This is a genomic window from Yersinia massiliensis, assembly GCF_003048255.1.
Taxonomy (GTDB): domain Bacteria; phylum Pseudomonadota; class Gammaproteobacteria; order Enterobacterales; family Enterobacteriaceae; genus Yersinia; species Yersinia massiliensis_A.
Genome location: NZ_CP028487.1, coordinates 4,327,065 through 4,348,205, shown reverse-complemented (window position 1 = coordinate 4,348,205; position 21,141 = coordinate 4,327,065). Strand labels below are relative to the sequence as shown.

Sequence of the window (21,141 nt, the reverse complement as noted above, 5' to 3'; positions counted from 1 at the left end):
TCATGGTGGTACCCAAAATTGAGCGTAAAACGATAGACGGCCTGGTGGCGTCGCTGAATTATCAGACCCACCATTTTCCGGGCACCACGCTGACCATTGCCGTCGCACTGATGCCGGATGGCTTTATGGTCAGCAGTGGATTCAGCGCCACGGCACATCCGGGGCTGTTCGACGAGGAGACCGGCAGGAAGGTGGCCATCGCCAAAGCACAGCATAATGCCAGCGAGGCGTTATGGCAGTTTGAGGGGTATAAGTTGAAGTCTTCGCTGGCTGCAGGGAACAAGGATGACCGTTGAGATTGAAGACAAAGGCGGTCACTGCGGTTCTATCGGCATGGGAAATGGTACCTGGTTCACCATTCTGGATATTCCGGGGGTTGAAAACCTTTTTAATACCCGTAAAACCAATGATCCGATTAACTGTACCCGTTCAAAGGCCCGCAAACTGGCTGATTTGATTGAAGCCTGGACGCCACCCGACCACTGGTTCACTGGCATCGGTAAGGCCGAAGGAAAAGCGCTACTCATTGCGTTCCTGCGCAACTGCAAGGGGTTTCGCACTCACTGATATCACAGGGGCTTCGGCCCCTTTCTTCTTAATCCCCTTTAATATCTGTCGCCCTCCCTAACGGACATACTGCTCTGAACTTACACAGGAGCACGAACATGTCACAAACCAAATCTGAAGCCGAACTCTTTATTCTGAAATATCCTTTCACCACAGCGGCTGGTGAATCAATCCCCCAGCTCACCCTTAAACGCCTGACGGTTAAAGACCTCAAGCAGGTTAAAAAAGTCCACAAAGACCCAAATGACTGGGATGAACCGCTGATCTCCCGCAGCACCGGTCTGCTTCCTGAAGACCTGGATAATATGGATTTAGCGGATTATCTGGATCTACAAAAACGATTTCAGCAAGTCACTGGGCTGGGCAAGAGCAACGAAGACGCTGATGCAGGCGCAGGGGCTACTGGCGAGGTGGTTTAGGTTTCAGCCGGGGGAGATTGATGCCCTCGATACTGACGATCTGGAAATGTGGCTGGATCAGGCTGAAGAGCAAATCAAGAGCGAGTACGGCGACAACCAGTAGTTCTTCAGCCCCGAGCAGCCGCACTTCGCGGCTGTTCTTTATGGTTCCCCACCATTTCCCTCCTGTCTTTTTGCTTTCAGAGGATAACTACCGTGGCCAGTGAGTTTTCAGTCGGCGTCATCATTGGCGGCATTGTCGGGAGCAGCTTTCGCTCCGCCGTCAGCGGTACCCGACGCGCCCTTGACTCTCTCGGTGATACGTCACGCCGCCTTCAGGAGCGTCAGAACGCCTTAACCCGTGCAACAGAACGCTATGGCCAGTTGGGTTCTTCCCGGATGCAACGCCTCAACAGCGATCTGCTGCGCGTGAGTCGCACAATGGAGCAGATTGAACGCCAGCAGCGCCGCCTGTCGGCGGTATCGGCCACCAGTGATGCACTGAAATCCAACCGTATGGCGCTCTATGGTCAGGGGGCAGAGACTTACGGCATCGCCCGAACGCTGGGCGCACCGGTCATGAACTCAGTCAAACAATATTCGTCATTCGAGTCTCAGTTACGAGATATCGGTGTCACCGGTGATCTGGATTCAAGGCAGGAACAGGCCATCGGTACAGCCATTCGTCGGGCATCCCTGCAGGTCAATCAGCTCCAGGAATCCCTGCTGGGGGGCGTGGGTCAACTGGTTGCCGATGGCATGAATCCAGAACAGGCAGCGACCTTTGCCGGGATGCTCGGTAAAGCGGCCACGGCTACCAAGGCGGATATGACCGACCTCGCCAAAATGACCTATGCCTTCAGCGATGCGCTGAAAATTACCGATGCGAAAGAGCTGGAGCAGGCGTTTGGGATTGCGGCAACCGGGGCTAAACTCGGCTCGTTTGAACTCAAGGATATGGCGAAAGCGTTACCCGGTATGGCCAAAGCCTTCGCTGCACGTGGAATTTACGGTAAAGACGCCATAACCCAGATTGTCGCCAGTCTGGAAGTGGGTAAAGGCAGCGGCTCAGCGGAAGAAGCTGTCACCAATATGTCCAACTGGCTGGCGGCAATGGGACGCGGAGATACAACACAGAAATACGCTAAGGCTGGCGTGGATTACCAGGGGTCAATGCAAAATTATGTAGCCCAGGGCCTCTCTCAATATGAAGCCTCACTGATGATTGCCAACCGATTTATCGACGGTAAAGGCAAGGCATTCGTACAGCAATGGAAAGCTGCAGGCTCAAGAGGCGATCAGGAAGGTCAGCAAAAGCTGATGGAGTCCTTCGGACTGGCGGAAGTCTTCACCGATATTCAGACCGTCAACCATCTGCTGTCGATGCGTCAGGGTTGGGATAAATACCAGTCTAATAAGCAGGAAATGAATACTCCTTCTGCAATGTCTACGCTGGACAAGGATGCTGCGAAACAAAATGATACGCTCGAAGGGCGCTGGCGCAGAACGCTGATTGGCTTTAACGACTCGGCTATTAGCATCGGTGAATCATTACGCCCAGCGTTGATCCAGTTAGGGGAAACGTTCATCCCATTAATGAACAGCGCTGGAAAATGGATCGCGGCTAATCCGCAACTCGTGAGCGGTACGATTCAGGTAATCGGTGCATTACTTGCGTTCAAGATGGCAACCATCGGCCTCAAGCTCGGACTGAATCTTCTTATCTCACCTTTCGTTAATGTCTGGAAAAACGCCGTGCTCCTTCGGGCCAACTGGTTGCGGCTATCGCTCGCGCTGGGGGAAGGCGGCAAGCTCCGCTGGCTGGTGACCGGCTTCAGTGCTGCTGCCAAAGGAGCCAGAACCCTTGGCGGCGTGCTAGCTGGGGGGCTGGTTCGCGGCATTATGATCGCCGGGCGTGCCGTTCTCTGGATTGGCCGGGCACTGCTGATGAATCCCATCGGCCTGGCTATCACCGCCGTCGCGGCTGCGGCTTACCTTATTTATCGTAACTGGGGGGCTGTCAGCAGTTGGTTCAAACAGCGCTGGGCTGACATTAAAACGGCCTTTAATGGTGGCATCGTAGGGATAGGTAAACTGTTACTCAACTGGTCGCCGGTTGGGCTGCTGTATAAAGCCTTTGCTGGTGCGCTGAAATACCTAGGCATTGATTTGCCTGCGCAATTCACTACCTTCGGTGGCCATCTTATTGACGGTCTGGTAAACGGTATCAAAAATAAATGGAACGACGTTAAATCTACCGTTACTGACCTCGGCGACAACGTCGGTGGCTGGTTCAAGGAAAAACTGGGCATTCATTCGCCGAGTCGCGTGTTTATGGACTTCGGTGACAATATCGCGCAGGGGGCTGCTATCGGCCTACAACGTACCACACCACTGGCCGCACTGGCGGGTCAGCGCCTGGCCACCGAAATGATCCCCGACGTTCCTCGGCTTCCGTCACCAGAAATTATGGCTGCGGGTTATTCTGGGCGTGGAGCAGCTACCGCTGGCGGAACCTCTGGTGGTATTCAAGTCAGCTTTAATCCCCAGTTTTACCTCAGTGGCAAAGAGATTGCCGCACCTGCTGGGCTGACCGGTGCACTGAATATGAGCCTGCATGAGCTAGAGAAAATGCTGGAGCGCCTGTTGGCTCAGAAGCAACGTCGGAGGTACGAATAATGTTTGCGGTACTGGGTGATATTGAGTTTGAGCTGATTACCTACTGGGACGGCTTCGAGGCTACATTCGGTGTCGATTATGCCGAACATGCCCGCATCGAAGGAAAGCCCGGCTTGCAGTTCGTTGGCGATAAGTTGGACGAAATCCAGATCAGTCTGGTCTTCCATCAGCATTATTGTGTACCCGATGTGGAGCTGGCACGTCTGCGAACGGCGATGAAAGCCCATCAGGCGCTGGCGCTGGTCTTCGGCAATGGCGACTATCGCGGCTGGTTCGTCATTACCGACGTGACCGCAACCAGTGAACAAACCGACAGTACCGGAAACGTGTTGGCCGTCAACGCCACCGCGTCGCTGCGGGAGTACATCGGCGACCCTAAGAACCCGCTGCAGCCACCGGCAATACGCGCGCAGGTTCCTGGTATCGGGGCGGTCTCTGGTGCCGTTCCTTCACCTTCCGGCGTGGCTCAGTATGTTCGCGACGGCGTCAATTATGCCAAACAGGCGCAGTCTGTTCTCCAGAGCACCATTAGTGCTGTTCGGGTGGCGCAGAAGATGAAGGATAACCCCGCCGTCGCGCTGACCCGCGTGCCAGGGCTGATGAGTGGACTGGGCAACGTATCCGGGGCGTTAGGTCAAAGTGTTCCGGCATTTAATGCGCTCTCTGAATCCATGCCCGACGCTATCAGTCTGGCCAGAGCCACCAGTGATGCGGCCACGTATGTGCAGCAGGCGCAGTCCTCACTGAACGGCGTTGACGGCAGCAACATCGCAGCGGCGCTTGATGCCGTCTCCGGTCAGCTGAATTCAGCCAGTACCACCTTCACCCGCATGTCGCCGGGATTAAGCACCATGGCAGCTAAAATTCTGGCAAGGAGTGTGTGATGTTTCTTGAACATATCACCCGTGACGGGGAGCGCTGGGATTCTTTGGCATGGCAGTACTATGGCGACCCACTGGGGTATCCCCGGATTATCGCCGCTAATCCGCATGTGGCCATCACGCCGGTGCTCCCCTCCGGGCTATTGTTACTGATCCCTGTTATCGAGGCCACCGATGCCAGTACAGAAGAGGATATTGCTCCATGGCTGAGGTAAACAGCATCACACAGGCTGCGTCAGCGTTGACTGGCGTCAGTGACGTTCTTAGTCCGGTGTTCACCCTGTGGTATCTGCAGAAGAATATCACTAACGATATCGCACCTTATGTCACCCGCGTGACCTACAGCGACAACATCAAAAGCGAGTCCGACACCATTGAGGTTGAGCTGGACGACACCGATGGTCGGTGGCTGGATAAGTGGTATCCGGGCAAGGGTGACACGTTGACGCTAAAGATGGGCTATCAGGGCGAGAAACTGCTGTCCTGCGGTACGTTCTCGATAGACGAGATCGAAGTGAGTTCGCCCGCGTCCGTTGTCGCTATCCGGGGCGTGGCCACATCGGTTAACAACGCCTTACGGACTAAATCCAGTCGCGGCTTTGAGAACACCACGCTGGCAGCCATTGCTGGGCGTATCGCCAAAAAGCATCAGTTGAAGCTGGTTGGCAGCATTGAATCCATCAAAATTGACCGGGTGACGCAATATGCCGAAACGGATGTCGGTTTCCTGCGACGGTTAGCCAGCGAGTATGGCTATGCGGTGAAGGTCGTCAGTGACCAGCTGATTTTCTCCCATCTGGCCACGCTTCGTGGACAGGAGCCCGTTAAGCAACTGAAACCGCAGGATGTCGCCCGCTTTTCCCTGCGCGACACCATCAACCGGGTCTACAAGTCTGCGAAAGTGAAACACCAGAAAAGCAGCAGTAAAAAGTTGATCGTCTATGAGGCTGACGGCGGCACCAGTGAAAGCGATAAACAGACCAAAGGTGGCAAGGTCACGAGCGCCGACTCACTGAAGGTCAACAGCCGCGTCAGCGACACTGATAGCGCAAAAATCAAGGCGGACTCTGCGCTGGCCAGCCATAACGAATATCAGCAGAACGGCTCCCTGACGCTGATGGGGTCGCCCCAACTGACGGCGGGCAATAAAATTGAACTGGTGGATTTTGGTCAGTTATCCGGGCCATGGCTGATAACCACGGCCCGCCATGCGTTTGACCGCAACGGTGGTTATGTGACGGAACTGGATGTGGCACGGGGGCCAGTGACTCAGGGCAAGGCGAAAAAAGGCAACAAGTCCGGCAAGACCCAGACGCTCACCGTCTACAAACCGGACGGCAGCACCTCAACGGTAATAAAGGAGAAGAAAAAATGACAGGTGTTACCCTCCAGACCGGAACAGTCAGTGCTGTCGATGTTGATGGAGTGAAAGCCCGCGTACGGTTGCCGGAGTGCGACAATATGCGGACCAACTGGCTTGACGTCCTTCAGCGCAACACGCAGAACAACAAAGACTACTGGCTCCCAGATGTGGGAGAGCAGGTCAAAGTGCTGCTGGATGAAAATGGGGAGGATGGTGTTATTCTTGGTGCAGTCTATTCAGACGTCGATAAACCACCGTTCAGCGACAAGAACGTGCGAGGTACCAAATTCAGCGACGAGGCTGAGTTCAGCTATAACCGCGCTTCGCACACCCTCACTATCCGGGGGGGCATCGAACACATGGTGATCGAATGTAGCGCTGACGTGATGGTGAAAACGCAAAAAGCTACGATTGATGCACCTCAGACCGAAGTGACCGGTGACATGCTGGTCAGGGGTAAACTGACTTATGAGGGTGGCATGGCAGGCTCTGGCGGCAAAGGTGCTGCCGCGACAATTAAGGGCAACGTCGAGATTATCGGGAACGCCCACTCAACTGGCAGCATGTTGTCAGACGGCGATAACTCCAACCACCATTCCCACTGATTAAGCAAATACCGAACACCATTTTAAAGCCCGTTAATATGATAGAATTTTGCACTATCACCAATTTAACGGGGACTAACATGCGGTTATCAAGATCCTTATGCAAAGTTGTCGGCGATGTCATCGCGAACACTGGGTCTCATGCAGCTTTAGATTCATTATTTCTATCTTCAGGGGCACCGGGAGAGCCACCTGCTGGCTCTCATAGTACAAAATGGAAGGACTGGTTATACCTAGCGGGTCAAGATCCAGAGACAGATAGTTTGTCTGTGCTCGGCGGGGTCATTGAGGAGTTTATGGATCTTCCTCCAAAAAATGGAAGCCCCGAATATCTGGAATGGAAGGAAAAACGGGAAAAAATTGAAGCAGTACTTGAAGAGAATGGTCTGAGGTATTACCGCTTTGGTCGCGTGCTTCCTCAAGGTCATATACACCCAAATAGCATGAATTACGCCGATACAATAACCACTTATCAACAACCGGTGATGCCAGAAAAAGTCGAGATCTTGCTAGAACGGTTAGTTAAAGGACTACAACGCGCAATGCATCCCCTTACTCACAGAAGGAAAGGGAGCCAATCACTATCTTTTAGTAATGAATATGATGTGCAAGATCTTCTTCATGTGTTGCTCAGACCATGGGTTCAGGACATTCGCCCCGAAGAATTTACACCAAGCTATGCAGGATCTAGCACCCGTATGGATTTTTTGTTACCTGCGCATAAATTAGTTCTGGAGACAAAAATTGTTCGAGATCGTAGTCATGCAAAGAAAATAGGTGACGAACTCATTATCGATATTGAGCATTATCGGCGACATATGGACTGCAAAGACCTCTGGTGTGTCATTTACGATCCGAACCAGCTCATTACAAATTCTGAAGGGCTTAAGTCAGACCTTGAAGGTAAAAGAGCCTCTAAGGATGGAGAATTAATTGTCAAAGTATTCGTGCTCTAGTTCGATCTAAACCATAATAATCTCTTATTAAAATCCTTTAATATCGGTGTTCCCGCGCAGGGGCAATACTGCCCCTATGAAAACAACCTCCGTATTCTGGCAACCGGCCCTGCAGGCCCCCGGCGAAATCGTCCAGGGGCTGGATGATATCTGGCAGGCCATCCAAATCATCCTGCGAACACCTCGTGGCAGCAACCCGCATCGCCCGGAGTTCGGCAGTAATCTGCAACTTTATATCGACTGGCCCATCGACCGGGCTATCCCACATGTGGTGCGAGAGTCCGTCGATGCCATTCGGCGCTGGGAGCCTCGCTGCCAGCTTATGTCGGTTAAACCCGCCGTTGACGGCGAACATCTTACGCTCCGGGTGAGCTGGAAAGGCTCAGACGGACAGACCCGGACTCAGGAGCTGCTATGGCGCTGACAGAACCCGACTTTATTGAACGCGACGCCGATAAAATCACGGCTGAAATGATTGCGCAGTACGAAGCCGCAACCGGAAAAACGGTGTATCCCGCTCAGGCCGAGCGGTTGCTGATTGACCTATGGGCATACCGCGAAATGCTGGTCAGGGTGGCAGCGCAGGAAGCGGCCAAACAGAATTTGGTCGCCTTTGCCCGTGAGCCGATGATTGACTACCTCGGTGAACTGGTCGGTGTGTACCGTCTGGCTGCGCAGCCTGCCTCCATCCCGCTCCAGTTCTCCGTGGATGAGACTCTTGTTATCGATGTGCTGATCCCAGCTGGCACCCGCGTCAGTGCCTCCGATAGCATTATTTTTGCCACCGATACGGACGCAGTGCTGAAGGCCGGGTTACTGCTGGTCAACACCACGGCTACCTGTACCGAACCGGGCGTCGCTGGCAACGGCTGGCAACCTGCGCAAGTGAGCCAGTTGCTTGATGAGATTGATAACGTCGACCTGCAGGTAACCAATCTAGCGGCCAGCTCTGGCGGCTCAGAACAAGAAGACAATGACAGGCTGCGCGAGCGCATCAAGCTGGCCCCAGAATCGTTCACGAATGCTGGGAGCCGACAGGCATACCGGTTTCATGCCATGCAGGCGCATCCCAATATCGTCGACGTTGCAGTGCTATCCCCGGTTCCGGGTATCGTGGAACTGTATCCGCTACTCAGTACCGGCCTGCCTGACGACAGCATCCTCACACTGGTTGAGAGCTTTTGTTCAGACGAGAAAGTCAGGCCGCTCACTGATACCGTGCGGGCTAAAACACCTGTACAGGTGGATTACACCATTGAAGCCAACATCACAATTTACCGTGACCAGGATGCCAACTCGATAAAGGACAGCGCCAACAGCGCTATACAGAACTGGGTGGCGTCACGCACCGCTGCGCTGGGCCGCGATATTGTCCCCAGTCAGATTATCAGCGTGCTGTCCGTTGCTGGGGTCTACCAGGTCGAACTGGTAACACCATCGCTGAGAGTCGTTGCTGAAAGCGAGTGGGCAAACTGTACGGCGATCACTCTCAATATGGCTGGGGTATCCGATGGCTGAGCCACTACAACTCCCGCCACCACTTGAGGGTGATATCAGCCTCAGAGCGTTGGGCAGATTGGCTGGGCGGCTGGACAGCATCGACCTGAGCGCGCTGATGGTCTATCTGGTTGATATTGTCGACAGCTCCGCGCTGCCATGGCTGGGCAAGCAGTTTTCGTTGTTCGGCGATGGCTGGGAGCTGGCGGAGTCGGATGATGTACGTCGCACGCTTATCAAATCCGCCATCGAGCTGCACCGCTACAAAGGGACGCCGTGGTCAATCCGGGAGATTATCCGACGTTTCGGCTTCGGGGAGGTGGATCTGATTGAAGGCACGGGTCAGATAGGCTACGACGGCAAACACACTTACAACGGGCTTTTCGTCCATGGAGATGTTGAAGCATGGGCGGTTTATCGCGTCATTCTCAAGCAGCCCATCACTAACGATCAGGCGGCGCTGTTACGCCAGACACTAGCAGCCTTTGCTCCGGCCCGCTGCCATCTGGCGAGCTTAGAGTATCAGTCTGTCGCGATTCGCTACAACAACACCGTCAACTATGACGGCAGTTATAACCACGGGAGCAGTTAAATATGGCAAACCTACCAGAAACCCCGCAGTGGGAAGACGGCGTCTACCAAATCGAGGTCTCTGACCCCGTTCTGGGCGGGCCTGACGGGATATCTAACCGTCAGGCTAAACAGCTGGCCAGCCGCACAACATACCTTAAACAGAAGGTCGAAAAAGGCGGAACAGACCTTACTTCACACATCGCAGCAGCTGACCCTCACCCCCAGTACGCGCCAAAGGCCAGCCCTGTTTTTACCGGAACGCCAACAGCACCCACGCCTGCCGTTAACGACAACAGCAAAAAACTGGTGACGACAGAGTTTGTGGCAAGAGCGATTGCGGCTCTTGCTGGCACAGCGCCAGAGACATTGGATACGCTGAAAGAGTTAGCCGACGCGCTGGGCAATGACCCAAATTTTGCCACCACGATGACCAACGCCTTGGCCGGAAAAATGGATAAAGCCAAAAATGGTGGTGATATTCAAAATGTAGCAACCTTTATCGCAAACCTTGGTTTGGGAACTGCGGCAACCAAAAATGTCGGAACCGGTGCGGGACAAATACCCGATATGAGCGCCTGGTCATTTGTCAAAAATGCCGATAGTAGTAAATGGACGTTGAGCTTGCCCAACGGTTTTTTACTTCAGAAATGCTCCGTTGTCACTCCGGGCGCGGCGGCAACGGTTAATGCCGTTTGGTTAATCCCATTTCCGATTGAGTGCTTGGGCGTGTGGGGGGTAGATGGCTCATCTGGTGTCGCTGATTTATCGTCTACTAACGCAGCTCAATTACCTGCCGGTCGTATTTATACCATGGGCCAAACAACTACCTATGCTCCTGTTGGCGGCTATGGCGGCATTGATATTTACGCAATAGGACATTAAGAATGAAATATTATTTCTCACCCAGCACACTTGGCCTTTACCGTGAAGAAATGAAACCGCGCTATATTGCGGCCGAATCATGGCCTGGTGATGCAATAGAAGTTACGCAGGATATTTATGACCAATACACCAGCACAGCCCCAACAGGGAAAGAAATAGGTGTTGATAACGCCCAGCCTTGTTGGGTCGATATTCAAACGCCACCGCTAACCCCCGACCAACTAGCGGCAAAGGCTCGCGCCCATCGTGATGATTTTATTATGGCGACTGACCCCATGATGGTCAGTGATTACTCGATTGACGATATGCCACTGACGGCCACGCAACGCACTGAATTAGCTACCGCGCGTGCACTTTATCGCGCATGGCCGACAGTGGAAAACTGGCCGCTGATTGAGTTGCCCGAACTGCCGCAATGGTTATTAGTTGAAGCGGTAAATCAAGGTTATCGCGTGCCTGTCTGGCCGCCGGTATTCTAAAATACAAATCTGGGCTTATCGACGCTTGACCGGTACTTTCCGGTAGATGGCCAGAGGGAAGATAACGCAGCAGGATTGTAATTCTTTTGCAAATATTGAAACGTCGCAGCGATGCCATTTATCTCACGGAAATGGGCGCATTTATCGCGCGGCGCATCAGCCTCCACTGGCTGATGCTTGGTGCCGCATGACACTTGACCATCGTGACCAATATATGTTGCCGGAAGCTATCTGCGCATCGCTATTGAGCCGTGCAACGGGATTATCGGTTTAGCCATTTTGATGGGGATTTATTGATATAACAGCGCATTGGCGTACCAAATGCCTGGGTAAATACTGTCGGACATCATAATAATCAAATAGTAGGGCGCGCCGCTGGCGTTAGCCCTACGCTTTATTTCGGCTTCAACATCCATTGGGCTACCAAATACCTGAGCAGAAACTGTGCCTACTTTTTGTAAATTGAGGCTCTGGGCACGAGTGATTTCTTGCGCATAAGGCTGGATTGCGGGTGGAGGAACAGGCGTGACATGAAAAGCACTGCAAGCCGACAGGACGAAAGTCATCAGTAAAAATAACATCGCGCGTTTGATGGTCATATTTGCCTCTTTGTCAGCACGGTGGCACGGTCATGCTTGTGATTTCTCAAGTGTAACGCTGCCAGCTCAAATCGGCGGGGAATATCTTGGAAGAATTTGATTTAAGACTTTAACTCTTCATTTTGGCAGACTGAATATGGGTATATAAAGGGTTTACGCTGCTCGATAAATAAAGGGTTTTCGTCATGATTGAGATGTCGCTAGAAAATATTAACGGTATTGAGGTGATTCACGCTGCACCGGCAGGCAAACGCCAGCAACCACTACCGACCATTTTTTTCTATCATGGCTATACCTCGTCAAAGGAGGTTTATTCTTATTTCGCCTATGCCTTCGCACAAGCAGGCTTTCGCACCATAGCGCCCGATGCTGATATGCACGGGGCGCGTTTTAATGGCGATGAAACTCAGCGGCTATCTCATTTCTGGGAGATTTTAAAATCAAATATCGATGAGCTGCCAGCATTGAAGCAGCATTATCAACAGGCTGGATTAATTGAGGGTCAGCGTATCGGTGTGGCGGGGGCATCCATGGGGGGAATGACCACCTTAGGGGCTTTCGCCCGTTATCCATGGGTGAGTGCAGCAGCCAATTTTATGGGGTCTGGCTACTTTACTTCACTGGCTCACCGCTTGTTTCCCCCTTTAGACGTGGGCAGGGAGGTGAGCCAAGCGGCATTTGAACGGCGTTTGGCCCCACTGGCAGATTATGATTTGACTCATCAGTTAGAAGCCATCGCTGAGCGGCCATTGTTGGTTTGGCACGGAGAAGCTGACGATGTCGTGCCGGCGATTGAGAGTGAGCGTTTGGTTCGTGCTCTGGCCGCCAGCGGGCGTGATAAGCATCTAACTTATCTGACGGAAGCGGGGATTGGCCATAAAATTACCCCGACAGCCCTCAGCGCAGGGGTGAGATTCTTCACAGAGCATTTATAAGTTAGTCAAAGTCATTGGCGTTGCAAGTAGGCAGTAAATGATTCGGGTGACAGAGCGAAGCTAACACCCCTGCTGCTTCAAGTACGAAGGGGATAAAGAAACCCCCGGTAAACCGGGGGAAGGGCATATCACGGACTTCTGTTTTTTATTGGTCGTCTTATTCGCTGGTGCTGTCTTTGTTCTAGGATCTAACGGTAAATCTCTGCATTCACCCGAATCGAACTATTACTCCCCGGCTCATGCATCTGGGTGATGTGGTAGGCGGTTGCACCGCGTTCATCTGCCATTTTACTGATTTGTGCGACGGCATCATCGGGTGAAACAACATTATGATTCAATGAAATTTCGCCAATGCTGACACGTTGTTGCTGCATGGCTTCCTGACGGCTGATTTCTGTGGCTGCAAAACTGTTGGCGGAGAGAAGTAAACTCAATGTGGTTGCGATGATGAATATACGTTTCATAGGTGACTCCAATATCTTATTTACTTATTTTGTATGACTTTCAACTCGCTGTGCCGCTGATTAAGCGGTGGATATCAATAAGTCTAGTCGCTTTTGGTTATATAAAAACAGATGAAAGTTGATGCTCTTAATCAAAAAAAATGAATAAAACTCATGCTGAGTTAATGATTTAATTGAAAGATTTAGCAGACTAATGGATCGATAACCATTGGTTAATTAATGAACAAAAAGTGCGATTTTTATTGAGTAGTGGTCAGAACAAGAATAAATCCCCGCCTTTCCTTGAGTTTCCTGCCGCTGGCAAGTATAGTGACGCGTCATTTTTCAGCCGCACACAAACACGTTCCTTGCCTCCATGGGCCGCGGTTGACCCTATCAGGAGGCTGAATAATCCGTAAGGAGCAATAATCGATGCGTCATTACGAAATCGTTTTTATGGTCCATCCTGACCAAAGCGAACAGGTTCCGGGCATGATCGAGCGCTATAGTGCAACTATCACTAATGCTGCTGGTACGATCCACCGTCTGGAAGACTGGGGCCGCCGTCAACTGGCTTACCCGATCAATAAACTGCACAAAGCTCACTACGTTCTGCTGAACGTTGAAGCCCCGCAGGAAGCGATCGATGAGCTGGAAACAAACTTCCGCTTCAACGACGCCGTTATCCGTAGCATGGTTATGCGCGTTAAGCACGCGGTAACTGAAGCATCACCAATGGTTAAAGCGAAAGACGAACGCCGTGAGCGTCACGACTTCGCGTCAGAAGCCAATGATGATTCCGAAGCTGGGGATTCTGAAGAGTAATTGCCGTGGTGACCACTAATCGTCTGGTACTCTCTGGCACAGTGTGCAAGACCCCAGTTCGAAAGGTCAGTCCTTCTGGTATCCCGCATTGTCAATTTGTGCTTGAGCATCGATCAACACAGCAGGAAGCCGGATTTAGCCGACAAACATGGTGCAGAATGCCCATCGTTGTTAGCGGGCAAACGTCACAAGCATTAACTCACAGTATAACGGTCGGCAGTCAGTTAACCGTTGAAGGCTTCATTAGCTGCCATCAAGGTCGCAATGGGCTAAACAAACTGGTTCTGCATGCCGAGCAGATTGAATTTATAGATTCTGGAGACTAGCCTAATGGCACGTTATTTCCGTCGTCGCAAGTTCTGCCGTTTCACCGCGGAAGGCGTTGTAGAGATTGATTATAAAGACATCGCTACGCTGAAAAACTATATCACTGAAAGTGGTAAAATTGTCCCGAGCCGTATTACCGGTACTCGTGCAAAATTCCAGCGTCAGCTCGCTCGTTGTATCAAGCGCGCTCGCTACCTGTCTTTGTTGCCGTACACTGATCGTCATCAGTAATCGGCCACTGTCCATTAACGACTTTGAGAGGATAAGGTAATGCAAGTTATTCTGCTTGATAAAGTAGCAAACCTGGGCAGCCTGGGTGACCAAGTGAACGTTAAAGCGGGCTACGCTCGTAACTTCCTGGTTCCACAAGGTAAAGCTGTTCCGGCAACTAAGAAAAACGTTGAGTTCTTTGAAGCACGCCGTGCAGAATTAGAAGCCAAATTGGCTGCGGTTCTGGCTGCTGCTGAAGCTCGCGCAACCAAAATTAACGAACTGGGCAGCGTCACTATCGCTTCTAAATCTGGCGATGAAGGCAAACTGTTCGGCTCTATTGGTACTCGTGACATCGCTGACGCTGTTACTGCAGCTGGCGTTGAAGTGAGCAAGAGCGAAGTTCGTCTGCCGAATGGCGTTCTGCGTACCACTGGTGATCATGAAGTTGATTTCCAAGTACACAGCGACGTATTCGCAAAACTGAACGTGATCGTGGTTGCAGAAGCGTAAGTTACGCTGCTGTTAACCTGCTAAAACGCCAGCCTCGTGCTGGCGTTTTGCTTTCTGGCAAACAGGAAATTTATCGTTTATTAGCGGTTCACTCAGAGGCGTTATGAATCAGAATCCTGTGGTAGCATTTCAAACGTGCACTCCTCGGCAGCTACATCTGTGCAGAGGTAAAGCTCAAACAGCGGCGTTTGGTGGTACTTCCAGTGTGGTTTTCCACTGATAGAGACTAGCCATGCTTTATTTTTATAATACATATCCACCCGCTTATCTTGGGTCTCCAAGTTATAAGTGCATTTCTGAAAATTCCCCTGATCAATGAGATTGCCTTTATCCCGATCACTGTCGAGTATCAAAAGCGCCTCACTGAAATCTTGAATGTCGGCTAACGGGGGGATAGGGTCTTGAAGCGTACCAATCCATTCACCGCCTTCCGTGCTTGTCGCCAAATAGGTCCCCCCTATTCGTGAGATAGAATCAATTGCGGGGCAATGCAGCGTCGCAAATACACTCAATGGTGTCAGTAGTAATGCAAAGGATAACTTATATTTCATATCATAATTACTCCCTTTATTTATGAATGCGGCAGTGTCTTTGGATGGCGTTAACCATCCAGAAGACAACCTAATTCGGGAGTAACTGAGTGACAATATCAAAGAAAATTGGGGGCGAGATAGTAGTGGCTATCGGCAACGGTTAACGGTCACGTCGATAGCTGCCATCACTCTGGCGGGTAAACAACACTTCTGTGTTGGCGGTCGTCTCAATGGCCAGTGCGGCGACAGTGCCTTGAGCATCTAACATGATTTTAACTTCTTGCCCTGCTTTCAGATTACTCAGTGGCTTATCGTTACCTTCAACCTGTGCCATTGCAAAAACTTCATTCACTGGCAAATTATTGTCACGGAATAACTGAGCCAGTGTGGTTCCTGACTGAATCTGATAGCTCTGCCAGTTTCCTTGCAAAGTATCAGGCACTACCTGCTGAGGGGCCACCGTTGGCGGTGGCGGAGCATCAAGATTATCCTGTAACTGGGCCTGTAACGGTACGTCAGTGGACGGTGCGCTAACAGGGAAGGAACGATTGGTATTATCGTGTGATACGGGCCATAGCAGCGCTAATAGCAATATGGCGGTGACGATAATGAGCCAGCGACGGTGGAAGAACGGTAATGGCTCCATCCACTGAAATCCGTCCGGCAAATGCCAGATTTTCAGTAGTAACCCTTTGATGCCTTTTTCTGGCGTTGCAGCTGCCACGGTGGCTTCAGGGGGAACAGGATTATTCGCCACCGCATCCTCAACTGAGGACATGTGTTCGGGCGCACTGGTTTCGGACATCAAGGGTTGATCATCGGCTCCTTTAGGGTCCGGCAAGATCTTCTGCCTAAATGTCAGCCAAGTGTGCAGCAATGGCTGATAAATCCGATTACTCTTCCTTCTCCTGGGCGCGATTCTGCCCATGGTGACCTCTCTTCAACAACGTAAAACAAGATAAAATAAAAATGATGGAGGATGAGTCCATAGGCTTCTAAGTGAGTCAATAGCCTTCTAAGTATAGTGCTAACGGCTAATATAGTGGCTAACTGTCTGATGCCAAAAGGCAGAAGATTATCATACCTAAACTGAGTATTTCCCGTTAGCCTGCTGTCATTGTTTCTTTTTCTACGACAAAAGTCATCATTCACGACGCAAGATTTTACCGCGCTCCCCTGCTGCTGTTATGCTTGCGGCTTCGACATGAAAAAGCCACTAAAGGAAAATCCATGACAACCCCTTCTTTTGATAGCGTTGAAGCGCAAGCGAGCTACGGGATTGGTTTACAAATCGGGCAGCAATTGCAAGAGTCCGGGCTGGAAGGTTTATTGCCAGAAGCACTGTTGGCAGGTTTGCGTGATGCGATGGAAGGGAATACACCGACCGTCCCCGTTGACGTTGTGCATCGTGCACTGCGTGAAGTTCATGAGCGCGCCGATCAAGTGCGTGTTGAGCGTCAGCAGGCATTAGTCGAAGAAGGGAAAACCTTCTTGGAAGATAATGCGAAACGTGATGACGTGACCACCACAGAATCTGGTTTGCAGTTCTCTGTGCTGCAAGCGGGTGATGGCCCAATTCCATCCCGTCAGGATCGTGTGCGTGTTCACTATACTGGTCGTTTGGTCGATGGTACGGTGTTTGATAGCTCAGTCGAGCGTGGTCAGCCAGCAGAGTTCCCAGTCAGTGGTGTTATTCCAGGCTGGATCGAAGCGTTATCTATGATGCCAGTCGGCTCTAAATGGAAGTTATACATTCCACACAATCTGGCTTATGGCGAGCGTGGCGCGGGTGCAACTATCCCACCATTTAGTACGCTGATGTTTGAAGTGGAACTGCTGGAAATTCTGTAATTTCTATTCTCTGACATTTCCATCCGCAGTGTTAAGACCAAGGGCGACATCATGTCGCCCTTTTGCATTTAATGCGAAGTTGCCAAGGCGAGTGGTGAAATCATTCACCTTTTAATGCGCGGGGAAACAGTAAATTGTTTTCCAGATGGATATGTTCCATTAGATCAGTGATGAATTCATTGATGCCGGTGTAAAGTGCGCGCCAAGTATTACAAGCACCCTCTGGTGGCGTCACATTTTGCGTCAGTTGCTTTACCACCTCTAACTGCTGCCCAACAGCATCGTGCTCTGCTTCCATCACGAAGATAGGGCCACCGGCTTGAGTACCCATGCCACGTTGAATCATTGGGAACAAAATCTGTTCCTCTTTGTACATATGTTGGGTCAGTTCTTCCAGAATCGCAGTGAGTTCAACGGCTAACCCACGTGGACATGCTGGTTTTTCGCCATGGACGCGTTCAACTTTTTCAGCCATCAGAATCAATTCCGGCAACTGCTCGCGATGGCGGTTATGGTAGCGGTTGATAATAAAATCAATGAAATTAGTGAGCGGCTGTTGCTGCCAATCTTCAGATGAATGTGGTTCATCTTGCAATGCGCTCAACTGGGCTTCCAGCTCATCAATGTCCAGTGCCAGCTTATTGGCGGCCCGTAAAAGGGTTTGCTTACCTCCACAGCAAAAATCGAGCTGATAATGGCGAAATAGTTTTGTAGCCCGTGGAATGGCAATAGCCAACGCACCCAGAGATTGATTGCGGTAATCCATGATGACACCTCAGTGAGTAATTAAAAACCTATAACATGCATAATAAATACATGTTATAGATTGCGATATAACCACGACGAGGTATTAGCGTTCACCACCGCGCCCCGAAAAGCGCAGTGGTGAACCATTACTTAGGTGACAAAATTACTTGTTTTGCAAATCGAGACGGTAAATCTCAAAACCAATTTCATCAGTCCCTTGCGCTGTCATCGGATACTGTGCTTTTTGTTTAATAAATTCAGCAGCTTTGGCACTTGGTGAAGTTTCAAAACGGATATCCAGTGGCTGCTTGCTTTCAAGTGTCGCTAAGCGCCAGTTGTTATCGGCTTGCGGGGTCACTTGCCCGTGCTTTTTGGTTTCAGCACTAATATAAGCGGACAGTACAGAACGATTTTCATCTGGCGAGGCGAAAGCGATATGACTATCGCCTGTCCCTGCAAACTTACCGCTATAAGCGCGATAGTTATTGGTCGCAACCAAGAATATGGCTTTCGGATCGATAGGTTTGCCGTTAAACGTCAGGTTTTTAATACGCTCAGCTTTATCATTGATCAGCGCGCATTCACCGTCATAACGTGCTGGCTGGCTGACATCAATCTCATAATTTACGCCATCGATGACATCGAAATTATAAGTGCGGAAGCCATCCCAGTTGATCAGTGACTGCGGTTTACTGCTGGTGACATCAATTTGATTAAATTGCGCCGCAGAGCATTCCAGCCACTGCTTCACTTCAGCCCCACTGGCTTTCACCACCACTAACGTGTTCGGATAGAGGTATAAATCAGCGGCATTCCGGAAGGTTAACTCACCTTTTTCAACTTCAACAAAACTGGCAGGGTCATTTTTACGGCCACCGGCTTTAAAGGGGGCTGCGGCAGAGAGCACTGGCAATTCAGCCAAATCAGGATCGCCTTGAATAAAGTGTTCGGTATAGGCGCGTTGTGCATTATTCACGATTTGTACGGTGGGATCGTCTTGGATCAGCGCCAGATAGCTATACATATTATCTGATGCTTTCCCGATCGGTTTGCTCACAAAATCACGCGTACCTTGATGGTCTGCCGCTAGCACTTTAACCAAATTTGCATCTTCTGCCGCCAGCGATTTTTGTGCCGCTTTATCGTAAATAGGACGAGCTTCCGCTTTAGCCTGAGTGACCTGCCATGGGCCTTGGTCGTTATTCAGCACAAAATCGACCACACCTAGATGGTCGCCCCACTGGCCCGGCATGACGGCAGGAATACCGTTTAATGTGCCTTGAGCAATATCTGCGCCTTTAATCGCGGCAAAATCTTTACTTGGGAAAACAGCGTGAGCATGACCGAACATGATGGCATCAATGCCCGGCACTTGGCTGAGGTAATAAACGGAGTTTTCAGCCATGGTCTTATACGGATCACTGGACAGCCCTGAATGCGGGATAGCGACGACCAAATCAGCACCTTGCTTGCGCATTTCCGGTACCCATTTTTTAGCCGTTTCAGTGATATCGTTAACCGTGACTTTGCCGCTTAGATTGGCTTTATCCCAAATCATCACTTGTGGAGGCACAAAACCGATATAGCCGATGCGTAAGTTATGGGTTTTCCCTTCACGATCTTTTACTGGCGTATCGACAATCAAATAAGGCTGGAACAGCGGTTTACCGGTCTTCACATCAATCACGTTGGCATTCACATAAGGGAATTTTGCACCTGCGAGTGATTTCTTCAGATAATCTAGCCCATAGTTGAACTCGTGATTACCGATATTACCGACGGCATAATCCAGTGTGTTCATTGCCTTGTAGACAGGATGAATATCACCCGCTTTTAATCCTTTTGCGGCCATATAGTCGCCAAGCGGACTGCCTTGAATCAAATCACCGTTATCCACTAGCACGCTATTCGTTGCTTGCTGTCGGGCTGCTTCAATCAGACTTGCAGTACGTACCAGGCCGAACTTCTCAGTCGGCTTATCTTTGTAGTAATCGAAATCCATCATGTTGCTATGCAAGTCAGTGGTTTCCAGAACGCGCAAGTCAACGGTGGCGGCCTGTGCTGTCGTCATCGATATTGATGTTGCGACTGCAATTAGGCTGGCAAGGAGGGATAACGTCAGCGGACGCTTGATCATGGCTTTCTCCATTAAAAACTATTAGACGTGTATCGCAAAAGAATATGTAAATTTAAATAATTGCTAAAACAAAGTGTGAAGTTTGGCAGATATCAGCGTTAGATACCGCGCATAAGTTCACAGTTGTTACAGGTTAATGCCGCTGATTTTATTGAATGTTCTTCGGAAGTTATGGTGGTTGGGTCGGAGGTTTGTTTGTCGGTGGGTCAATCGCGGCAAAAGAGGATTCAATATTTTTTTAGTATGGCGTTCTAAACTGTAAGTAACGCGATACTCTTCGGATTTGAGGCTGCTTAATCGCAACATTCATGTGTTGGGTATATCGATTTAAAGAATCATTATCATCTGGTGTATTCTGACTTTCAATATTCGACATAATGCAAAATACCAAGGGGGAATAATGTTAGAGCAAATTTGCCAGCTAGCCCGCGAAGCAGGCGTGGCGATTATGGCGGTCTATCAGGGTGAAATGCCCCTTGATGTGGCCCATAAAAAAGATGATTCACCCGTGACTGCTGCTGATCTTGCTGCTCACCAGATTATTAAGGCGAGATTAGCCGTGTTGACGCCTGATATTCCGTTGTTATCAGAGGAAGATCCACCAGTTTGGGCTGAACGTCAGTATTGGCAGCGTTATTGGTTGGTTGACCCACTAGACGGCACGAAAGAGTTTTTGAATCGCAATGGTGAATTCACCGTGAATATTGCGCTGATCGATAAAGGTGAACCTGTGTTGGGCGTGGTATATGCGCCAGTGACCGATGTGATGTATAGCGCAGAAAACGATCGGGCATGGAAAGAGGAGGGGGGGCGTCGTATGGAGATTCAGGTACGTGACGCACTTCCACCGTTAGTGGTTGTGAGTCGCTCACACAGTGATGCTGAGCTGGAAGATTATCTGGCGCAACTGGGTGAGCATCAGACAGTGGCAGTCGGCTCATCACTTAAATTTTGTTTGGTGGCCGAAGGGAAAGCTCAACTGTATCCCCGTTTCGGGCCAACCAATGTGTGGGATACTGCAGCAGGGCATGCCGTGGCTATTGCGGCTGGGGCACAGGTTCACGATTGGCAGGGTAAACCACTATCTTATACCCCACGTGAATCGTTCCTGAACCCCGGCTTTAGAGTCTCGCTCTTCTAG

27 protein-coding genes and 1 pseudogene are annotated in these 21,141 nt (G+C 50.7%); 22 read left to right on the top strand and 6 right to left on the bottom strand.

Annotation, left to right across the window (positions count from 1 at the left end; translation table 11 throughout):
- Positions 1-2: 2 nt before the first annotated feature.
- From DA391_RS20150 to DA391_RS24760, 15 genes and pseudogenes are all read left to right on the top strand, one after another.
- On the top strand, positions 3-296 hold the full coding sequence (locus DA391_RS20150; protein ID WP_108088119.1) for a Gp49 family protein: 294 nt from the start codon (positions 3-5) through the stop codon (positions 294-296).
- Positions 286-567, top strand: a complete 282-nt coding sequence (locus DA391_RS20145) for a hypothetical protein (RefSeq protein ID WP_108088118.1) — start codon at positions 286-288, stop codon at positions 565-567. The genes DA391_RS20150 and DA391_RS20145 overlap by 11 nt, the downstream gene beginning before the upstream one ends.
- 98 nt (positions 568-665) lie before the next feature.
- A complete protein-coding gene (locus DA391_RS20140; RefSeq protein WP_108088117.1) occupies positions 666-986 on the top strand; it encodes a phage tail assembly protein in 321 nt (106 codons plus the stop codon).
- A 195-nt stretch (positions 987-1,181) separates the two neighbouring features.
- Positions 1,182-3,644 carry a phage tail tape measure protein gene (locus DA391_RS20130; RefSeq protein WP_108088116.1) on the top strand — a complete coding sequence of 821 codons (2,463 nt, stop codon included), beginning with the start codon at positions 1,182-1,184 and terminating at the stop codon, positions 3,642-3,644.
- Entirely contained in the window at positions 3,644-4,528 is an 885-nt protein-coding gene (locus DA391_RS20125; RefSeq protein ID WP_108088115.1) for a phage tail protein, read from the top strand. Before DA391_RS20130 ends, DA391_RS20125 begins: the two co-directional genes overlap by 1 nt.
- The gene (locus tag DA391_RS20120) at positions 4,528-4,740 is read left to right on the top strand and encodes a tail protein X (protein WP_206186969.1); all 213 of its coding nucleotides are present in this window, start codon (positions 4,528-4,530) and stop codon (positions 4,738-4,740) included. Before DA391_RS20125 ends, DA391_RS20120 begins: the two co-directional genes overlap by 1 nt.
- The gene (locus tag DA391_RS20115) at positions 4,728-5,900 is read left to right on the top strand and encodes a phage late control D family protein (RefSeq protein ID WP_108088113.1); all 1,173 of its coding nucleotides are present in this window, start codon (positions 4,728-4,730) and stop codon (positions 5,898-5,900) included. The genes DA391_RS20120 and DA391_RS20115 overlap by 13 nt, the downstream gene beginning before the upstream one ends.
- The gene (locus DA391_RS20110; protein ID WP_108088112.1) at positions 5,897-6,493 is read left to right on the top strand and encodes a phage baseplate assembly protein V; all 597 of its coding nucleotides are present in this window, start codon (positions 5,897-5,899) and stop codon (positions 6,491-6,493) included. The genes DA391_RS20115 and DA391_RS20110 overlap by 4 nt, the downstream gene beginning before the upstream one ends.
- Positions 6,494-6,573: 80 nt before the next feature.
- Entirely contained in the window at positions 6,574-7,449 is an 876-nt protein-coding gene (locus DA391_RS20105; protein ID WP_108088111.1) for a transposase, read from the top strand.
- Between the two features lie 76 nt (positions 7,450-7,525).
- The gene (locus DA391_RS20100; RefSeq protein ID WP_108088110.1) at positions 7,526-7,873 is read left to right on the top strand and encodes a GPW/gp25 family protein; all 348 of its coding nucleotides are present in this window, start codon (positions 7,526-7,528) and stop codon (positions 7,871-7,873) included.
- Positions 7,864-8,967 (top strand): baseplate assembly protein, encoded by a 1,104-nt coding sequence (locus DA391_RS20095; RefSeq protein ID WP_108088109.1) that lies wholly within the window; start codon positions 7,864-7,866, stop codon positions 8,965-8,967. Before DA391_RS20100 ends, DA391_RS20095 begins: the two co-directional genes overlap by 10 nt.
- Positions 8,960-9,538 (top strand): phage tail protein I, encoded by a 579-nt coding sequence (locus tag DA391_RS20090; RefSeq protein WP_108088108.1) that lies wholly within the window; start codon positions 8,960-8,962, stop codon positions 9,536-9,538. The genes DA391_RS20095 and DA391_RS20090 overlap by 8 nt, the downstream gene beginning before the upstream one ends.
- A 2-nt stretch (positions 9,539-9,540) precedes the next feature.
- Complete coding sequence (locus DA391_RS24550; protein WP_240624761.1) at positions 9,541-10,401, top strand: phage tail protein; 861 nt, start codon at positions 9,541-9,543, stop codon at positions 10,399-10,401.
- Between the two features lie 2 nt (positions 10,402-10,403).
- The gene (locus DA391_RS20080) at positions 10,404-10,880 is read left to right on the top strand and encodes a tail fiber assembly protein (RefSeq protein WP_108088107.1); all 477 of its coding nucleotides are present in this window, start codon (positions 10,404-10,406) and stop codon (positions 10,878-10,880) included.
- Positions 10,881-11,040: 160 nt separating this feature from the next.
- A pseudogene (locus tag DA391_RS24760) lies at positions 11,041-11,154 on the top strand (aidB domain protein); the annotation flags it as partial.
- Between the two features lie 16 nt (positions 11,155-11,170).
- Here the strand turns inward: DA391_RS24760 and bsmA are convergent.
- Entirely contained in the window at positions 11,171-11,479 is a 309-nt protein-coding gene (bsmA, locus tag DA391_RS20070; RefSeq protein ID WP_050080923.1) for a biofilm peroxide resistance protein BsmA, read from the bottom strand.
- Positions 11,480-11,664: 185 nt separating this feature from the next.
- Between bsmA and yjfP the strand changes: the two genes are divergently transcribed.
- A complete protein-coding gene (gene yjfP, locus DA391_RS20065) occupies positions 11,665-12,414 on the top strand; it encodes an esterase (RefSeq protein WP_050286611.1) in 750 nt (249 codons plus the stop codon).
- A 188-nt stretch (positions 12,415-12,602) separates the two neighbouring features.
- Here the strand turns inward: yjfP and DA391_RS20060 are convergent, their stop codons facing one another.
- A complete protein-coding gene (locus DA391_RS20060; protein ID WP_050080921.1) occupies positions 12,603-12,878 on the bottom strand; it encodes a DUF1471 domain-containing protein in 276 nt (91 codons plus the stop codon).
- Between the two features lie 411 nt (positions 12,879-13,289).
- Here DA391_RS20060 and rpsF point away from each other — a divergent pair, with 411 nt between their 5' ends.
- The 4 genes from rpsF to rplI are packed head-to-tail and all read left to right on the top strand — an operon-like array spanning position 13,290 to position 14,732.
- Positions 13,290-13,682 (top strand): 30S ribosomal protein S6, encoded by a 393-nt coding sequence (gene rpsF / locus DA391_RS20050; protein WP_002210153.1) that lies wholly within the window; start codon positions 13,290-13,292, stop codon positions 13,680-13,682.
- 5 nt (positions 13,683-13,687) lie between these two features.
- Positions 13,688-14,008, top strand: coding sequence for a primosomal replication protein N (priB, locus tag DA391_RS20045; RefSeq protein WP_048619007.1), 321 nt, complete (start codon positions 13,688-13,690; stop codon positions 14,006-14,008).
- A gap of 4 nt (positions 14,009-14,012) precedes the next feature.
- Positions 14,013-14,240, top strand: a complete 228-nt coding sequence (gene rpsR / locus DA391_RS20040) for a 30S ribosomal protein S18 (protein WP_005272652.1) — start codon at positions 14,013-14,015, stop codon at positions 14,238-14,240.
- A gap of 39 nt (positions 14,241-14,279) precedes the next feature.
- Entirely contained in the window at positions 14,280-14,732 is a 453-nt protein-coding gene (gene rplI, locus DA391_RS20035; RefSeq protein ID WP_019211334.1) for a 50S ribosomal protein L9, read from the top strand.
- A 101-nt stretch (positions 14,733-14,833) separates the two neighbouring features.
- On the opposite strand, the gene DA391_RS20030 is transcribed toward rplI, so the two are convergent.
- Entirely contained in the window at positions 14,834-15,283 is a 450-nt protein-coding gene (locus DA391_RS20030; RefSeq protein WP_108088106.1) for a DUF3757 domain-containing protein, read from the bottom strand.
- Positions 15,284-15,425: 142 nt separating this feature from the next.
- Complete coding sequence (locus DA391_RS20025) at positions 15,426-16,193, bottom strand: OapA family protein (protein ID WP_057642647.1); 768 nt, start codon at positions 16,191-16,193, stop codon at positions 15,426-15,428.
- A 302-nt stretch (positions 16,194-16,495) separates the two neighbouring features.
- On the opposite strand from DA391_RS20025, the gene DA391_RS20020 reads away from it, so the two are divergent.
- Positions 16,496-17,116 (top strand): peptidylprolyl isomerase, encoded by a 621-nt coding sequence (locus DA391_RS20020; RefSeq protein WP_019211331.1) that lies wholly within the window; start codon positions 16,496-16,498, stop codon positions 17,114-17,116.
- Positions 17,117-17,216: 100 nt separating this feature from the next.
- Here the strand turns inward: DA391_RS20020 and ytfE are convergent, their stop codons facing one another.
- Positions 17,217-17,882, bottom strand: a complete 666-nt coding sequence (ytfE, locus tag DA391_RS20015) for an iron-sulfur cluster repair protein YtfE (protein ID WP_108088105.1) — start codon at positions 17,880-17,882, stop codon at positions 17,217-17,219.
- 144 nt (positions 17,883-18,026) lie between these two features.
- Positions 18,027-20,012, bottom strand: coding sequence for a bifunctional 2',3'-cyclic-nucleotide 2'-phosphodiesterase/3'-nucleotidase (locus DA391_RS20010; protein WP_057642645.1), 1,986 nt, complete (start codon positions 20,010-20,012; stop codon positions 18,027-18,029).
- 388 nt (positions 20,013-20,400) lie between these two features.
- Here DA391_RS20010 and cysQ point away from each other — a divergent pair, with 388 nt between their 5' ends.
- Positions 20,401-21,141 carry a 3'(2'),5'-bisphosphate nucleotidase CysQ gene (cysQ, locus tag DA391_RS20005; protein ID WP_167398187.1) on the top strand — a complete coding sequence of 247 codons (741 nt, stop codon included), beginning with the start codon at positions 20,401-20,403 and terminating at the stop codon, positions 21,139-21,141.

Coding starts and splice junctions, on each gene's coding strand:
- DA391_RS20150 (WP_108088119.1), top strand. CDS start 3: ATGGTGGTACCCAAAATTGAGCGTAAAACGATAGACGGCCTGGTGGCG.
- DA391_RS20145 (WP_108088118.1), top strand. CDS start 286: ATGACCGTTGAGATTGAAGACAAAGGCGGTCACTGCGGTTCTATCGGC.
- DA391_RS20140 (WP_108088117.1), top strand. CDS start 666: ATGTCACAAACCAAATCTGAAGCCGAACTCTTTATTCTGAAATATCCT.
- DA391_RS20125 (WP_108088115.1), top strand. CDS start 3,644: ATGTTTGCGGTACTGGGTGATATTGAGTTTGAGCTGATTACCTACTGG.
- DA391_RS20120 (WP_206186969.1), top strand. CDS start 4,528: ATGTTTCTTGAACATATCACCCGTGACGGGGAGCGCTGGGATTCTTTG.
- DA391_RS20115 (WP_108088113.1), top strand. CDS start 4,728: ATGGCTGAGGTAAACAGCATCACACAGGCTGCGTCAGCGTTGACTGGC.
- DA391_RS20110 (WP_108088112.1), top strand. CDS start 5,897: ATGACAGGTGTTACCCTCCAGACCGGAACAGTCAGTGCTGTCGATGTT.
- DA391_RS20105 (WP_108088111.1), top strand. CDS start 6,574: ATGCGGTTATCAAGATCCTTATGCAAAGTTGTCGGCGATGTCATCGCG.
- DA391_RS20100 (WP_108088110.1), top strand. CDS start 7,526: ATGAAAACAACCTCCGTATTCTGGCAACCGGCCCTGCAGGCCCCCGGC.
- DA391_RS20095 (WP_108088109.1), top strand. CDS start 7,864: ATGGCGCTGACAGAACCCGACTTTATTGAACGCGACGCCGATAAAATC.
- DA391_RS20090 (WP_108088108.1), top strand. CDS start 8,960: ATGGCTGAGCCACTACAACTCCCGCCACCACTTGAGGGTGATATCAGC.
- DA391_RS24550 (WP_240624761.1), top strand. CDS start 9,541: ATGGCAAACCTACCAGAAACCCCGCAGTGGGAAGACGGCGTCTACCAA.
- DA391_RS20080 (WP_108088107.1), top strand. CDS start 10,404: ATGAAATATTATTTCTCACCCAGCACACTTGGCCTTTACCGTGAAGAA.
- bsmA (WP_050080923.1), bottom strand. CDS start 11,479: ATGACCATCAAACGCGCGATGTTATTTTTACTGATGACTTTCGTCCTG.
- yjfP (WP_050286611.1), top strand. CDS start 11,665: ATGATTGAGATGTCGCTAGAAAATATTAACGGTATTGAGGTGATTCAC.
- DA391_RS20060 (WP_050080921.1), bottom strand. CDS start 12,878: ATGAAACGTATATTCATCATCGCAACCACATTGAGTTTACTTCTCTCC.
- rpsF (WP_002210153.1), top strand. CDS start 13,290: ATGCGTCATTACGAAATCGTTTTTATGGTCCATCCTGACCAAAGCGAA.
- rpsR (WP_005272652.1), top strand. CDS start 14,013: ATGGCACGTTATTTCCGTCGTCGCAAGTTCTGCCGTTTCACCGCGGAA.
- rplI (WP_019211334.1), top strand. CDS start 14,280: ATGCAAGTTATTCTGCTTGATAAAGTAGCAAACCTGGGCAGCCTGGGT.
- DA391_RS20030 (WP_108088106.1), bottom strand. CDS start 15,283: ATGAAATATAAGTTATCCTTTGCATTACTACTGACACCATTGAGTGTA.
- DA391_RS20025 (WP_057642647.1), bottom strand. CDS start 16,193: ATGGGCAGAATCGCGCCCAGGAGAAGGAAGAGTAATCGGATTTATCAG.
- DA391_RS20020 (WP_019211331.1), top strand. CDS start 16,496: ATGACAACCCCTTCTTTTGATAGCGTTGAAGCGCAAGCGAGCTACGGG.
- ytfE (WP_108088105.1), bottom strand. CDS start 17,882: ATGGATTACCGCAATCAATCTCTGGGTGCGTTGGCTATTGCCATTCCA.
- DA391_RS20010 (WP_057642645.1), bottom strand. CDS start 20,012: ATGGAGAAAGCCATGATCAAGCGTCCGCTGACGTTATCCCTCCTTGCC.
- cysQ (WP_167398187.1), top strand. CDS start 20,401: ATGTTAGAGCAAATTTGCCAGCTAGCCCGCGAAGCAGGCGTGGCGATT.